General features: G+C 49.4%; 12 protein-coding genes and 2 tRNA genes. 5 read left to right on the forward strand and 9 right to left on the reverse strand.

Features of this window, described 5'->3' with window-relative positions; all coding sequences use genetic code 11:
- The first annotated feature begins 17 nt into the window (after window positions 1-17).
- Window positions 18-1,103, forward strand: a complete 1,086-nt coding sequence (locus tag HMPREF9156_RS0100415; protein ID WP_007148268.1) for a YdcF family protein — start codon at window positions 18-20, stop codon at window positions 1,101-1,103.
- A 388-nt stretch (window positions 1,104-1,491) separates the two neighbouring features.
- Here the strand turns inward: HMPREF9156_RS0100415 and HMPREF9156_RS07140 are convergent, their stop codons facing one another.
- Complete coding sequence (locus HMPREF9156_RS07140) at window positions 1,492-1,665, reverse strand: hypothetical protein (protein WP_155998894.1); 174 nt, start codon at window positions 1,663-1,665, stop codon at window positions 1,492-1,494.
- Between the two features lie 177 nt (window positions 1,666-1,842).
- Here HMPREF9156_RS07140 and HMPREF9156_RS0100430 point away from each other — a divergent pair, with 177 nt between their 5' ends.
- Window positions 1,843-3,168 (forward strand): FAD-containing oxidoreductase, encoded by a 1,326-nt coding sequence (locus tag HMPREF9156_RS0100430; RefSeq protein ID WP_007148269.1) that lies wholly within the window; start codon window positions 1,843-1,845, stop codon window positions 3,166-3,168.
- An 18-nt stretch (window positions 3,169-3,186) separates the two neighbouring features.
- Here the strand turns inward: HMPREF9156_RS0100430 and HMPREF9156_RS0100435 are convergent, their stop codons facing one another.
- From HMPREF9156_RS0100435 to HMPREF9156_RS0100445, 3 genes are read right to left on the reverse strand one after another with little or no spacing between them, the layout of a single operon-like run.
- The gene (locus HMPREF9156_RS0100435; protein ID WP_007148270.1) at window positions 3,187-3,891 is read right to left on the reverse strand and encodes a TetR/AcrR family transcriptional regulator; all 705 of its coding nucleotides are present in this window, start codon (window positions 3,889-3,891) and stop codon (window positions 3,187-3,189) included.
- A gap of 10 nt (window positions 3,892-3,901) precedes the next feature.
- Window positions 3,902-4,675, reverse strand: a complete 774-nt coding sequence (locus HMPREF9156_RS0100440; protein WP_007148271.1) for an ABC transporter permease — start codon at window positions 4,673-4,675, stop codon at window positions 3,902-3,904.
- Entirely contained in the window at window positions 4,675-5,619 is a 945-nt protein-coding gene (locus HMPREF9156_RS0100445) for an ABC transporter ATP-binding protein (protein WP_007148272.1), read from the reverse strand. Before HMPREF9156_RS0100445 ends, HMPREF9156_RS0100440 begins: the two co-directional genes overlap by 1 nt.
- 230 nt (window positions 5,620-5,849) lie before the next feature.
- On the opposite strand from HMPREF9156_RS0100445, the gene HMPREF9156_RS0100450 reads away from it, so the two are divergent.
- Both HMPREF9156_RS0100450 and HMPREF9156_RS0100455 read left to right on the forward strand, forming a co-directional pair.
- Window positions 5,850-5,921, forward strand: a tRNA-Lys gene (locus HMPREF9156_RS0100450).
- Window positions 5,922-6,276: 355 nt separating this feature from the next.
- Window positions 6,277-7,962, forward strand: coding sequence for a cell division protein ZapA (locus HMPREF9156_RS0100455; RefSeq protein ID WP_007148273.1), 1,686 nt, complete (start codon window positions 6,277-6,279; stop codon window positions 7,960-7,962).
- 174 nt (window positions 7,963-8,136) lie between these two features.
- Here the strand turns inward: HMPREF9156_RS0100455 and HMPREF9156_RS0100460 are convergent, their stop codons facing one another.
- From HMPREF9156_RS0100460 to HMPREF9156_RS0100470, 3 genes are all read right to left on the reverse strand, one after another.
- Window positions 8,137-9,492: a hypothetical protein gene (locus HMPREF9156_RS0100460; RefSeq protein ID WP_155998896.1), complete on the reverse strand. Its 1,356-nt coding sequence runs from the start codon at window positions 9,490-9,492 to the stop codon at window positions 8,137-8,139.
- Window positions 9,493-10,112: 620 nt separating this feature from the next.
- On the reverse strand, window positions 10,113-10,949 hold the full coding sequence (locus HMPREF9156_RS0100465; protein ID WP_007148275.1) for an AAC(3) family N-acetyltransferase: 837 nt from the start codon (window positions 10,947-10,949) through the stop codon (window positions 10,113-10,115).
- Window positions 10,950-11,106: 157 nt separating this feature from the next.
- Complete coding sequence (locus HMPREF9156_RS0100470) at window positions 11,107-11,523, reverse strand: MerR family transcriptional regulator (protein ID WP_007148276.1); 417 nt, start codon at window positions 11,521-11,523, stop codon at window positions 11,107-11,109.
- A gap of 179 nt (window positions 11,524-11,702) precedes the next feature.
- Here HMPREF9156_RS0100470 and HMPREF9156_RS0100475 point away from each other — a divergent pair, with 179 nt between their 5' ends.
- Window positions 11,703-12,563, forward strand: coding sequence for an aldo/keto reductase (locus tag HMPREF9156_RS0100475; RefSeq protein ID WP_007148277.1), 861 nt, complete (start codon window positions 11,703-11,705; stop codon window positions 12,561-12,563).
- A 333-nt stretch (window positions 12,564-12,896) separates the two neighbouring features.
- Here the strand turns inward: HMPREF9156_RS0100475 and HMPREF9156_RS0100480 are convergent.
- Window positions 12,897-12,981, reverse strand: a tRNA-Ser gene (locus HMPREF9156_RS0100480).
- 287 nt (window positions 12,982-13,268) lie between these two features.
- Window positions 13,269-14,477: a UDP-galactopyranose mutase gene (gene glf, locus HMPREF9156_RS0100485; protein WP_007148278.1), complete on the reverse strand. Its 1,209-nt coding sequence runs from the start codon at window positions 14,475-14,477 to the stop codon at window positions 13,269-13,271.
- Between the last annotated feature and the right edge of the window lie 35 nt (window positions 14,478-14,512).

Consider the following 14,512-nt stretch of genomic DNA (forward strand, 5'->3'; position numbering starts at 1 on the left):
TGGCAGAACGGGGTGATATGGGCATAGCAGTAACCGTCTGGTGCATTATCGGTGCAGCATTCATCGCAGCATTCATCGCCATGTCTTTCATTGAGCGGCGTACGCCGTTCTACGGATTTTTTGCTGCATCAGTACTGGGGGTAGTACTGTTGGTATACAGTATTGTGCTTCTCAATTATGATCCCCGCAGTCCCTGGATCAACCCGGTGAGAATTCTTTTCGTCATACTGGTCATAGCTGTATCCATTGGACCTGCAGCTGTGGGGATCACATGTATTATTTCAGGGATAAGGCTGATCCGGAGGGAAGGGGCAAACTGGCATAATTTTCTTTCCATAGGGCTTGGCGTGGCAATTGGCGCAGATTTTGCCCTGATATTTGCGCTGCCCCAGTTAAGGGGTTGGCTTGCTGAAAAAGGGTGGCTGGCTTTTATCCTTAGCGGTTTTGAAATTGTCAGTTTTTATGTAGTCATGGTCGTCATCTCATATCTGATTACTTTATGGCTCAACAGCATCAACATCCCCACACATAAGCTTGACTATATTATTATCCTGGGGTGCGGTGTGATAGGCGGCGCGGTCCCGCCGCTTCTGGAATCCAGGATCAGGAAAGGCATCGCAGTATTTGAGCGTAATCCGCACAGCATACTTGTGATGTCAGGCGGCCGCGGCCCGGGGGAAGATATCGCTGAGGCGGAAGCCATGCAGAAGTGGGCTGTAGCCCATAATGTTGATCCTGCGCGCATACTGGTGGAGGACAGGTCGAGGAATACGCAGCAGAATATCAGGTTTTCCAAAAAGCTTATCAGCGAAGATGCTGCAATAAGGTACCCGGGGAAACGGCTGGATCCAGGCGCCGGGCGCCGTACGAAGATCCGGGTTGCCGTGGTGACCAGCAGATACCATTTGCTGCGCGGGCTGCTTTTGGCGAGGGATGAGCATCTGGACTGCATTGGTTATGGGGCGCGTACCAAGCTGTATTTCTCCATAAATGCTTTTGTGCGCGAATTTGTGGGATATCTGAGTATCCATAAAAAATTCCATCTGATCACGGTATCTGCAATAGTGCTTCTTTATACAGCGTTCCTGCTGATTTCCATGTAGGGGCCCTGATAATTTTCTCATATTGGCTGTTGGCTATTTGCTGCTGGCTATCTGTTATTGTGCCGTTGCTGTACGTTCTATATATCAGGATCACGTGTTTATCCGTTTTGTGTTTTCTTTCTTTTCGGATGCTGGCCGTTATCTGGCTGGGGAGGCTATATGCGTGGCTGTTTTCAGCGGGACCGCATTCACAGGAAAATTTAAGGGAATTGAGGATAATAGAAGTATCAGACCCCCAGTCTGATGTAAGAAATTATACGCACCGACCCTCTTTGTTTTACTCTCTTATGGTGCGTTTGGCCCTTCTGTCTGGATAACAGCCAGAAGGGCTTTTTATTTTATTTATGTCGGGTAAGGCCTGATTTATACAGAGCAGTTCCCTCAGCCCTTATGCTTCTGCGAAGATATAGTCCCAGGCAGGCTCTTGGCGACCAATGGTCCATAGAGGTGCTGGCCAGGATCCCTCTCCATATTTCTGCACCTCTGTGGTCTGCTTCCTGGCCTTCTGGTGGTAAAACACGCAGATACAAACTTGATTTTCCCGGTTTTCTGCAATTTCCATTTTTGTATCTGCGTATTTTACCACCAGGGTCCCTGTGGCTTAAAACGGCAGGCCTCAATTTCGGCGGCAGCGAACACTGCAATATATGCTGTGCCGGGAAAGTTGACTGTATTGCGGCATTTCGCCCGGTACTGATAAAACCAGATACTGATAAAACCATGGAAAGGTACTTGTGCTATGCGTGAATACGACCTCATCGTCATAGGGTTTGGCAAAGCAGGCAAAACATTGGCTGCCAGACAGGCTGCGGCCGGCAAGAAGGTTGTCCTCATTGAAAAAAGCTCTGCGATGTATGGCGGGACGTGCATCAACATTGCCTGCATCCCGACTAAAACTATGCTTGTTGCTGCCGAGAAGGGGCTGGGGTTTGATGAGGTCATGGCTCAGAGGTCTGCTGTGGTTTCCCGGCTCAATAAGAAGAATTATGCCGCGGTATCCGGTACTGCTGACGTCATTGACGCACGGGCGCGGTTCGTATCCAACAAGGTGGTTGAGGTCTCCGCAGGGGCAGATACGGAGCTGCTCACCGCTGCGGCTATCGTCATCAATACCGGCGCTGTCCCTGTGATACCAGATATCCCGGGGCTGGCAGGATCCGCGTATGCTTATGATTCCACCGGGATCCAGGGCCTCAGCTCGCGTCCCGGCAGGCTGGGGATCATCGGCGGAGGGCATATCGGCCTTGAGTTTGCGGGTATTTTCAATAAGCTTGGGACCGAGGTGACGGTGTTTGTTAACGGTCCCGGTATCCTCAGGGGGACTGAACCTGAAATCGCCGATCTCGCATATTCGTATATGAAGGAAGACGGGATCCGCTTTGAACTGGACTCCGCTGTTGCATCTGTGGAAGACTCACGGGGTGCCGCTGTGCTCTCAACCAACAAAGGCGATTTTACGTTTGATGCAGTGCTTTATGCGGTCGGCCGGCGCCCTAATATTGATGGGCTCGGGCTTGAGGCTACAGATATTGAACTGACTGACAGCGGGGCGATCAAAACTGACAGGTTCCTCCAGACAGCTGTCCCCGGAGTGTTTGCCGCTGGGGATGTCAATGGGGGTCTGCAATTTACGTACATATCCCTTGATGATTTCCGGATAATCAACGCTTATCTCAGCCGGGCAGGGCAGGGCGGGCAGACGTACAGCCTTGCTGACCGGAAGAATATCCCCACGGCTACATTTATTACCCCTCCGCTGGCGCATATAGGCCTTACCGAAGCGCAGGCGCAGGGACAGGGGCTTGATTACAGGACAAAAACGCTTCCTGTTGCATCTATGCCGCGCGCGCACGTCAATAATGATCTCAGGGGAATGTTCAAAGCCATTATCAGCAGGGGAGACGGGCGCATCCTTGGCGCAACGCTTTTCGGCAGCCAGGCACACGAACTTATTAACCTCATCAAGATGGCGATGGATAACAACATACCGGCAGAGTATCTCGCCAGCCAGGTGTTCACCCATCCTACGATGGCTGAGAATTTCAACGACCTTTTTGCGGCCTGATACAGGAGCTTAGGTAAGTTACACTGTATCCCAGCCGTGCAGCAGGGCATTGAGGCCGGTCTCAAACAGGTGGGAGAAGGACCATCCGGCTGTATCCATGGGTTTCAGCAGATCTGTAAGGGTTTCCTTTTCACGCGGGCCGGCAGCGGCGAGCATCCCGGCAAGGCCTTCGTCTATGTCCTTTGCGGCGCCGCCCGCAGGAGGGGCAACTTCAGCGGCAGCAACGCCTCCCACGTACATAGTGACCATATTGATCATTCCGAGTGCGTTGCCCGGCAGGGGGACCCCCAGATCGGCTATCTGTACCAGCAGCCGGGCCGCGGATGCGAACTCGTTCGCTGTACTCATCGGATGTGTCAGGACAAGGATAACTGCGTTAGGATGGCTGTGCAGGATATCCATGAGACAATGGGCATACAGGCTGAAAACTGTTTTCCAGTCCGTGTTCCCGGCAGTAAAGCTCTCCTCTGACAAGGCGGATGTGCATCGGTCGAAAACTTCCTGCCAGATGATTTCTGCAACCCCATCCAGCAGAGCGGCTTTATCCGGGATATGGCGGTAAAAAGCGGCCTGGGAAACACCGAGCCGCTTGCCGAGCGTGCGGAGGGAAAGGGCATCAAAACCTTTCTCATCAACGAGGGTGAGCGCCTCGCGGAGGATGCTTTCACGCGTCAGATGCCCGCGTTTTAAATCGCTGCCCTTTCTTTCCCCTGTATCGCCCATGCCTACGCTCCTATTCCATTTTCCTGGTATCTACCCCCATAATGCATCTTATTATACAGACAGCTACGAGGACGGCAAGGAATATCAGCAGCATCCCGATCTGTCCGCCAACATCGCCTATGCCCGCCGAATCCAGGCTGACCTTATGGACTGCGTCAAGCGCCCAGTATGCAGGGGATATTTTTGACACAGGCCGGGCCCAGCCGGGGAACCCTGAGGTCGAGCCGATAGCGCCGCCGATCCCTGCCATCAGCATCCCGACAAGGCTTGCCAGGGCTAGTGCTGTGTTTTCGGACCGGATCCACAGGGACAGCACCACTCCGAATGCGGTAAGGACTGCAGAGAATACAAGTGCCACTATGACAAGCGCTGCTATGCTCCCGTTGGGGCGGTAACCATACAGGAGGCTTCCCGCAGCCAGCACTACAATAAGCTGCACAGCCTGGATCAGATAAATGACTACCGTTTTCCCCATGATGATATCTGCCGGTGTGGCTGCGGTCGACCGGAGCCGGGGCCATGTCCCCCAGGTGTGTTCATCAAAGAATGACTGGACGATGAACTGCACAGAGAGGAAAGAGAACAGGACCGCCATCCCTGGAACTACCTGTTCCGCACCCGTTGCCGAAGCATATCCTTCTGAGATAAGCAGGGTTTTGGAAGAAGGTATCAGGAACGGTGTGAGCATCAGCGGTATTATAGTCATTAGGATTGTAGGTATGGGATCGCGCAGCTGGATCAGCAGGTTGAGCCTGGCTATAGCCATAAAACGTTTGATTTTCATTATTTCTCCTTTATTTCTTCGTCTGCAGTTTTTTCTGTACCGACGATATTCAGATACACGCTTTCCAGCGAAGGGCGGACTATACGGATGTCGCTGACTGCGGAATCGTCAACCTGAGGGTCTGCGAGCAGCCTGGCGATGGCGCGCCCGGGATCTTCTGCCGGCCCTTCCGCTGTCAGATGCCCTTCTTCTTCGCGCCATCCGCTGGCATCAGGCAGAGTGCCGGAAGCGAAGGAAACGTGTATCGAAGAATCCGAATACCTGCTGATGAGGTCGGGGATAGTGCCTGAAGCAGCAATCGTACCTTCGTTGAGGATGGCGATAGCCGCATTGAGCTTTTCAAATTCGGTCAGGTAATGCGACGTGTACACGACGGCCGTGCCTTCATCCGCAAGGGAGCGGACCATGTGCAATATCCTGTTGCGTGCCTCGACATCAGCACCTACTGTAGGTTCGTCGAGGAAGGCAACGCGGGGATGGTGCATTAATGCCATGCCTGTGTGCAGCCGCCGTTTCTGGCCGCCGGACAGGTTCCCTGCGTTTTGCTTCGTCTGGTTTTCCAGCCCCAGCGCCTCGATGATCTCATGGGCCCGCTGCACTGATTTTGCGGCGGATATCCCCTGTATCCGGCCTATGCTGGTGAGGTTCTGTTCAACAGAAAGATGGGGATAAACGGCGATGTCCTGCGGGGCGTAGCCGATATACCGTCCGATACTCCTGCGGGAAGGGTCTTTGCCGCAGATGCGGATCTGCCCCGAGTCGGGGCAGAGCATCCCGCACATAATGGTGATCAGTGTGGATTTGCCGGCGCCGTTCTTTCCCAGCAGGCCGAGTATCTGTCCGGGACGGACTTTCAGGTCCACGCCGCGCAGGACTTTTGTGCTCCCGTATGACTTCTGTACGCCTGTAAGGTTTATGGCTTCGTCCGATGGATCTGTATCCATGTGTCTAGCCTCCAATCGATGTTTACAGTGTTAACTTATGTAGTTAACGATGTTAACATTGGTAGTCCCGATACGGGCGCTGCCGGCGTGTCGCGCTTGATTTTTTGGGAGGGAGCGGATCATGGCTTACTCAAATACAGCAGGAATAATGCCTGAGCCGATGATTGTCGGCATGCCCAACTCGCCATAGTGGCAAAAATCGCAAGTGCGATGTACAATATTTTCCTGTTGCCCCTCTAGCTCAACGGCAGAGCAGCGTCCTTTTAAGTCGTGGGTTCAGGGTTCGAATCCCTGGGGGGGCACTTCGATAAGCTATATAAAAGCCTTGAAGATATTAGTATTCTGGGGCTTTTTCTTTCCCCCGGTCATGCGATGCCTGTGTTTTGCCATATTCTGCCCGCTTTCCGATACTTGCCGCAGTTTTATGCCGTAGTGTGTTGCGCTTCTCTCCGTGATCCCTGGTGGGCCTGCTAACCTTGGAAAATATATAAAATTCAGGCGGGTTTTTCTCAGCTTGCTGTCAGTTCCGTATAAAAAACACAGCTATTTTTCACTGATTCTCCAAAAAAGTGCGGGGGTTAGGCTATACTGATGGATACAACTTAAGAAACAACTTAAAATATCGTGTTTACTGACACATGCATTATAAGGAGAGTCATGTTTTCTAAGGATAACAAAGTGAGCATGAAGCGCCGTGTTTTCGCTGCGGCTGCTGCAATGCTTGTTACCAGTGCACTGGTGGTTCCGGCCGCTGCTTATGCTGCCGATAACGATCAGTACACTCCTGCTGACGTGCCGGACGAGTTGACAACAGCTGTTGATGAGGCAAAGAATGCTGGCATTACTGTAACGCAGTCTGAAGATGTCAAGCAGCCGAACCAGTCCGCATCAGATAAGGATTATGCCGCTCAGGTAAAAGCATTGAAAGAGCTTATTGAGAAGGCCAAGGCTAATACTGAGGCCTGCACTCAGGCCCAAGGGCTTGCAAAGAAAATCAATGATCGGGTTGATGAGCTGAAGGCACAGTATCCGAAAGCCAATGTTACGACCCGCAGCGTCACTGCTTCCGATCTTGCCGAATATGAGCGTCAGGCGAACAATGCCGGCGCTGAGAATGAAGCCGCTCTGAACAAATACACAACAGAGAAGGCTGAAGTTGACCGTCATAATGCTGATACCAAGCGTGTTGAGGACAATCTGAAGAATCACTCCCTGTATAAGGATGAAGCTTCCGGAATTTATGTTACCGGCCAGTGGAACCCCACAGGTCATGGCCTTGGTTACTACAGCAAGCTCACTGCACATCTGGTTGATGCTGCAAAGAAAGGTACTGTACTGTTCAAGGAAACAGGATGGGTGCCGGGCTCTTCTGCAGTCAAGGATGCTAATACCAAGGTTATCGTCAATCCGACGAAGGCAAGCATCCCTAACGGTGTGAATGATTCCACGATCAGCTCCGGTACTCCTACAGCGCTTCTTACCAATGTTAAGGTGGGTACTACTTTCACTATTACTAATGCTGCTGAAGACGATCACGGCACTATGTATGATGTGAAGATCACTGTTACTGCTATTGACCGCTCCAACCTCAAACCGGGTACCGAAACTGCCGATAAGAGTGTAAATCTTGTTGTTGGTTATGAGAATGGCTCAGGCAAGCATCGCGGCATCCTCTTCGATTATATGAATGCCAATGATATTACCATCAGTGCAACGTTCCTTGACAAGAGCGGAAACCCGGTACGCTCCCTGCAGGCATTTGCTGTTGGCGATGTGGATTTCCACCAGTCATCTACCGTTACCTTCAACCAGAGCAACCTTGATGTTATGAATCCGCCGAACAGCCAGCTTACCTGCTCAGGCAAGCGCTGCACCGCTAATTTCATGAATAACGTTGACGGTTTCAATGAGGCTCCTAAGGGGACTTTCGCAGCTTCCGGTGTCGGCACCTCGCTGACATACAAGCATGAAGCTCCGAATGCTATTGCCCGTGATCTTACTGAGTTCGGCCTCTTCGGTACTGGAGCAAGCCTCGCATCTGATAAGATCGAGTATCTCCCGGATCCTGATCTGAACCTGGTCAAGGTTTCTGAACCGACCTGCCCAGCTGCCCTCACTGCAGCATGGCATAAGAACCTGGTCAAGGTCCCTCCAACCCCGCCAACACCACCGACTCCTCCAACGCCGAATACTCCGCCGGCTCCTCCTGCGACCCCAAAGAAGCCGCAGAAGAAGCTTGCCCGTACCGGTGTCGGTACCTTTGGGGTTGCAGCGGTTTCGGTTATCCTGCTTCTTGCAGCTGCCGGCGTGCTGACTGTGAAGATCCGCGCAGCGAAAGAGTAGGATACTCGGCATATATATCTTGATGGGATGCCCAGCCTTAGTAAAGAGTGGGGCGGGGCATCCCCGCCGGGTTGATGCAAAACTTAATATTTAAGTTAATTTAGGAGACTAAAACAACCTCTCCTTATGTAATTGGGGCTTCGCCAGTCAGGCGTTGCCCCAATTTTGTTTACTTTATTTTTGTAAAATCTCTGATAATCTTGCCATTACACTAGGTATAGTTTCTGGGTAATTCTTTTGGGTTGATTTTATCGAATCCCTCAGATCCTCTTTTTGAGGAGATTCTGCTATGTCCGGAGATATCTTTGAAAGAACTTTATACTCACTTGTAAGGCATGATCGTAATGCCAAGTAATTTATAGTATCAAAAACTCCACGTATTTTATCTATTAGTTGTTGGTCAATCTTTCCATCCGAAAAGATTGAGTCAATTATTATTTTAACAATATGGTCGTTAAGATAATAACCAATATCATAATAATCAATATCTTTAGAGATACTCCCAATAAGAGAAGTTTGAAAATCTGAAGGCTTTTTAAGCTTATCAAGTTCCATCGTTTTACGTTGTATAATAGATTTATACAGCTCATATTTAACAACTATCGGGCTAACATCATATCTCCTATGAGAATAAGCGCAGGTATATATTAAGTGTCTGATAATCTGCTCAATAGGTAGAAATTCCAATATTGCTTTAAGTAGTACCAAGTCTGTTATGTTTTGCTCATTAAGAAGGTGTAGCAACTCTGTCCCGTCTTTGTTATATGTCAACTTAATATAGTTTTCCTTTACTTTCCATACTTGCCATCCCCGAGCTTGCCATGGATAAGTAAGAAGAAATTCGCCTGCTGTTTCAAGGTAGTCTGATTCAATGGCCTTTTGGGTTTCCTGAAGTACTTTTTCAGCTCCTTGGGTTGCCGTTTGAATATTTCCGTTTTTACCGATATCGATTGCCTTTTTGAGTGTTTCGTGTAACTCTATTATTTTCTTCGGGTCAGCGTCAGCATTATGAAGATAAGCTTTGTTGTAGCACTGGGTCATCTTGGATAACAATGTATCTATTTGCTGTTTCGGGTTAGGATCCTCTTTTGGGTAGGGTACGAGTACTTTCTCAGAATACTCTTTCCCCCAAGACGCGTAGATATTTAAGCATAACTCAGTATTTCTCTTATATTGACCATCTATGAATTCGAGTAATTCCTGAGACCGATCCTCAATTTTCAAAGTAGATAAAACTTTCCATTTATTCTCAAAATATCTTTTAATACAAAGAATACGATCGCTTATTATAGATGAGTTATCGTTACGGAATACTGTTTTTTGCTCATCATTATTCATAAATAAGGTGCGGTAAGTGACTTTCTTCTCACTATCATTCAATATCGTATACAGGTAAATAAATTTTTCGTCTTCCTGAAATAAATTAATCCTTTTCTCAATTAATTCTATTGGATCTTCGTTGTTTTTGTAATTTTCGATATAATGAATGAGTGTTTCACAAAATTCTTTTTTATAAGAATCATCAATCATATTGTCGGTTTTGTCGCGCTCCGATTGCAACATATCGCTCCGTGACCATAGGAGACTTAAACAGTCATTTGCACTGAGAATAAGGCTAAATAAACAGAATAAATATGTTACATACCAAAAAGACAAAAGTAGTGAGTTAATGTCAATACTACTAAATTGAGGTTTATGAGGTAAAAGTACAAGCTTATCCTTTGGTATAAAATATTTCGACAATGGTATAATATAAAGGAGTAAAAGGCTTCCCCGAAACTCTTTACTAGAAATTAATGAATATCCGGGTTTTTTAGATAGACGAAAAAGGTTGCGATTTATTCCAAGGTAATAAGCATTCTTCACGTTCGTAGAAGCAAACGAATTGAAAAATGTAACAGTAAAGGCAATTAGTGCCGTAAGCCCAACTAAGTATGTAAGTAATGTAACTGAGTTATCTGCGAGAAAACGATGGCTACCAGGTTGAGTATAAACATTGTAAAGAACTATGGTAAATAGGAAAACAATGATAAAAAAGCTTATATTAATATGATTTATGATAAGCGCCTTTAACCGTTCGATGTTATGGCTAATTATTCGTTTCACTAGTATGGCCTCCCCTATTTTCCGATGGATAATAATTATTATAATCACATATTCTGCATTTCGCGGTCTTTGTTTCTGTAGTACTCACGCGCACGGCTGACCAGTGTGCGAATAGGGAAAGTGATGATGCGCGCGCCATTGAGTTTTACGGAACGGATAGCCGAAGGGTCAGTATCCATGAAATGGTGTCCGAACGCAGTGAAATCATCATACTTATCAAGATCAACGCTATCGTATGTTATCCATTTTACTGAGGCTTTGCGCTGGTCAGTATCTGTTTTGCCCACTGGCGCAGTCTCCCGGATAAGAGGCCTTCCGATAGTGGATTCGGCATAATGGATAGCGGTGCAGGTATCAAATCCTGTGCCGAGGAACAGCACTTTTCCATCCAGCTGATAAAGCTTATCAAGCGGGCTGCCTTCGCCAAACGGCATATCATATGTGCAAGTTTCGCATATCCAGTCGGCATGTTTGCCCCAGGCAGCCATAGAATACAGAGGGTGGAGGCTGCGCCTGGTATTGTGGAGCGTACGGAAGTATTCGGGTATCCTGCCGAGGCCATGCACCGGTGTAAGATCCGGGTCAAAGGCGGGGAGTGCGTCATGCACAGAGGATATAAGCGAAGGGTCAACCGGCGGAAACTCCCACCCCTCGGGACTGGACAGGTCAGTACTTTGCGCAGGCATGATGATGTCGCCGTCAGTCAGTACCTCCTTCAATACGCTGACAACAGTCTGTTCCCCTCCGGGGATGAATCCAAAAGCGCTCATCCTGGTATGTACGATGCAGGAATCGGTCGGCTGCAGGCCGATGGACAGGAGGGCTTTATGCAGCTGGCTGTCGGAGGTTACGGTAGTAATAGTCTGCTGTTCCCACGCCATGCTGGCCCTCCTTTTGCCCGATATTTATAAGTACGGTTAAAAACAGGTGAATAACTGGCCGGGTATGCCGATACCGGTTTATCCTGTCAGCTTACCGCGATATCAGTATAGAATGTGAACTTACCATGCACAGTAAACCAATCGGATTTGTATGCGATTATATCAGGTTGCTGTGGTATTCGGTTCGACCGGCGAGAACGTTATTGTAGAAGCACTGCTTATTGTCAATGTAGGCGATTGAATCGTTAATTTCTTTCAGCCTGGCATGCAGCGCCTTATATTTTTCGTCAAGCATTCGTTTTCGTTCGGGGATGGACGATTTTCCCCTCATGCACAGCTCCATGTAATGCCGCATTTCTGCGAGGCTCAGCCCGCAGCGGCGCAGGCAGCCGAGCCCCTCGATCCAGGCAATATCGCGTTCAGTGAAGACCCGATGGTTATGTTCGTTGCGCTGCAGATTGGGTACAAGACCTTCATTACAGTAAAACTTTAATGTCTCGTATTTCATGCCTGTGCGTTCGCACGTCTCCTTCATTGTATACAGATGGCTCTGTTCGTCTGTTGCTCTTGACATAACTTTCTCCGGATTCCGTAATCATACCGTGATTCTGTGCGGTTCATTATCGCACGTCCGCTCTGGCGGATTTTACCAGTAGTCTGGTTCTGGCGTGTCGTAATTTGACCGGTAGCTGCTACCGGCATATATATTATGAATTATCAATTGGACAGTGTGAATCATTGAAAGGAACTATCGTGGAGCATATCACCCTTAGTAATGGTACTAAAATACCGAAGATAGGCTACGGCGTTTTCCAGATCGGCAAGGACGACTGCGCGCGCTGTGTACGGGAGGCTATTGAGATTGGTTACCGCCATATCGATACTGCACAGTCATATTTCAATGAATCCGAGGTAGGCGATGGCATCAAGGCCAGCGGTATTAGCCGTAGAGATCTGTTTGTCACCACCAAAGTATGGATTGACAACTACGGTTATGAAAACACGCTCAAATCTATTGATGCTTCACTAAAAAAGCTTAAGACCGACTATCTGGATCTCGTGCTGCTTCACCAACCGTTTGCCGATTACTACAGTGCATGGCACGCGCTGGAAAAGCTGTACAGGGATGGTGTCGTACGCGCTATCGGAGTAAGCAATTTCTATCCGGACCGGCTGGCGGATATGGTTGCCTTCAACGAGATTGCTCCGATGGTCAACCAAGTTGAGACCAACCCTCTTAACCAGCAGATTGCTGCGCATGAGAACATGGTTGCACGCGGGGTGGTGCAGGAAGCGTGGGCACCGTTTGGCGAAGGCAAATCCGGCTTATTTGACAATCCGACGCTCAAGGCTATAGGCGGGCAGTACGGTAAGTCGGCCGCGCAAGTTATCCTGCGCTGGCTTATGCAGCGCGGTATTGTGGCTTTGCCGAAATCTACCCATACGGAGCGTATGGCTCAGAACCTTGATATTTTCGACTTCACGCTTACGGCTGACGACATGGCAGCTATCACTGCGCTTGATACTGGGACCAGCCTGTTCTTTGATCACCGTACCCCCGAGGCCGTGGACCGGTTCATCGGTTATGTCAAGGAACGTGCCGGCCGTGAATGAATCACTGCGGCCAGCCAGCAGTACCCAGTGGTAACATCATGTGCAAAATTCAAGAAATATCTGTATGGGAGAAAATACCGCTGCCATGATGGCAATCATGGGACGTCGGCCTGTTCGCCGGTTGCGCTGGTGGAGCAGATACCTGTCCTGCCAGTGCTGCCAGCACCGGGGGCCAGCCCAACTCCGCTGTAAGCCAGCCGGTTTATCTTCGCCACTGGATAATATCTGCACGGACGCCGTGCCCATAGCCTGACATGAATCAATCTGTTTTTGGATATATTGCTATTTGGCAATAAAGAAGCCCTTTTCCTTCAGGCGAGAAAAGGGCTGGAGCGGAGGATACGAGATTCGAACTCGTGAGGGCTTGCACCCAACACGCTTTCCAAGCGTGCGCCATAGACCACTAGGCGAATCCTCCATGTCTGTGCGACCTCTAAACTTTAACACACGCCGTCGAATTCGCTAGCGGGTTTAGGCCATTCGTGTCTTATGCACTCGGGAGGGGATAGTCATCCTTGCAAGGCCTTGTCTTGCAGCCTTTATGCGATTTTTGCCATGCTTGCTTTCGTCCCGTTCTTCTTAAATTTATCGTTTATACGCACCCTCCGGCGGTAAAAAACAGGAGGCTCCAGCGAAGCGCAGGCAGACCACGACGGTAACTGCATCCGCGTATTACCGCGCGCCCCGTGCCCGCGGACCTCGGGCCTATTCTGCCAGCAGCGGTGCGACCTGCCCGTCATAAGCGGCCAGGGCGCTGCTGATCACCTGATGCATATCGTAATATGCATAAGTGCCGAGCCGCCCGCCGAAAACGACCTGAGGCTCTTCGGCTGCTTTTGCCTTGTACTGCGCGTAGAGAGTGCGGTCTTCGTCGGTGTTGATGGGATAGTACGGCTCATCGCCGCGCTCGGCAAAGCGTGAATACTCTTCCCAGACAACAGTCTCATTATGGTTCTGCCTGTCGTACCGTTCGGGGTTGAAATTCTTGTATTCGATAGCGCGGGTGTACGGTACATCGGAATCAGCATAGTTCATTACTGCACAGCCGAAGTGGTCATCTTCCGCATAGCGCTTTTCCTTAAAATCAACAGTACGCCACTTGAGCTCACCAAGCTCATAATCGAAATAACGGTCAACAGGGCCTGTGTAAATAACGGGGACACGGCCTACGAGCGCTTTCTTGTTATATGGCTGGCTTTCATCGAAGAAATCAACGCCAAGCGACACGGTGATGCGGGGATCATCGATCATGCGCTCAAACCATGCTGTGTACCCGTCAGCCGGCAGCCCCTCCCACGTGTCTTTGAAGTAGCGGTTATTATAGGTGAACCGTACGGGCAGGCGGCGGATAATAGATGCGGGCAGTTCGCTTGGATCCGTCTGCCACTGCTTGGCCGTATAGTTGCGGATGAAAGCGTCATACAGCGGCTGCCCGATAAGCTTTTTGCCCTGCTCGTCAAGGTTTTTCGGGTCAACATCAGCGTATTCACCAGCCTGCTTTTCAATCTCAGCCTTTGCTTCTGCGGGCGTATACGACGCATGGAAAAACTGGTTGATGGTCCCCAGGTTCACCGGCAGGGGGAAGACTTCGCCGGCATGTGTGGTATACACACGATGCACGTAATCGGTAAACTCAGTGAAACGGTTTACATATTTCCATACGCGCTCATTGCTAGTGTGGAACAGATGCGCACCGTATTTGTGGATTTCAGCACCGGTCTTTTCATCGAAATATGAGTAAGCATTACCCCCAATATGGCTGCGGATATCAATAATATGTACTCGTTTGCCGGTATGCTCCACCACTTGCTGGGCTATCGTCAGGCCAAAAAGCCCTGCCCCTACGATTACAATATCAGCGTTGATTCCGTCAGTCTCCGCGCCGGCGTCAGCAGTATTTACATCATGAACCATATTGGGTGCCTTCCTTTTCATATCGGTTAAAGGTC

It is taken from the genome of Scardovia wiggsiae F0424 (genome assembly GCF_000269605.1).
Taxonomy (GTDB): Bacteria; Actinomycetota; Actinomycetes; order Actinomycetales; family Bifidobacteriaceae; genus Scardovia; species Scardovia wiggsiae.

Coding starts and splice junctions, on each gene's coding strand:
- HMPREF9156_RS0100455 (WP_007148273.1), top strand. CDS start 6,277: ATGTTTTCTAAGGATAACAAAGTGAGCATGAAGCGCCGTGTTTTCGCT.
- HMPREF9156_RS0100470 (WP_007148276.1), bottom strand. CDS start 11,523: ATGTCAAGAGCAACAGACGAACAGAGCCATCTGTATACAATGAAGGAG.
- HMPREF9156_RS0100460 (WP_155998896.1), bottom strand. CDS start 9,492: ATGATTGATGATTCTTATAAAAAAGAATTTTGTGAAACACTCATTCAT.
- glf (WP_007148278.1), bottom strand. CDS start 14,477: ATGGTTCATGATGTAAATACTGCTGACGCCGGCGCGGAGACTGACGGA.
- HMPREF9156_RS07140 (WP_155998894.1), bottom strand. CDS start 1,665: ATGGAAATTGCAGAAAACCGGGAAAATCAAGTTTGTATCTGCGTGTTT.
- HMPREF9156_RS0100435 (WP_007148270.1), bottom strand. CDS start 3,891: ATGGGCGATACAGGGGAAAGAAAGGGCAGCGATTTAAAACGCGGGCAT.
- HMPREF9156_RS0100465 (WP_007148275.1), bottom strand. CDS start 10,949: ATGGCGTGGGAACAGCAGACTATTACTACCGTAACCTCCGACAGCCAG.
- HMPREF9156_RS0100445 (WP_007148272.1), bottom strand. CDS start 5,619: ATGGATACAGATCCATCGGACGAAGCCATAAACCTTACAGGCGTACAG.
- HMPREF9156_RS0100430 (WP_007148269.1), top strand. CDS start 1,843: ATGCGTGAATACGACCTCATCGTCATAGGGTTTGGCAAAGCAGGCAAA.
- HMPREF9156_RS0100415 (WP_007148268.1), top strand. CDS start 18: ATGGGCATAGCAGTAACCGTCTGGTGCATTATCGGTGCAGCATTCATC.
- HMPREF9156_RS0100440 (WP_007148271.1), bottom strand. CDS start 4,675: ATGAAAATCAAACGTTTTATGGCTATAGCCAGGCTCAACCTGCTGATC.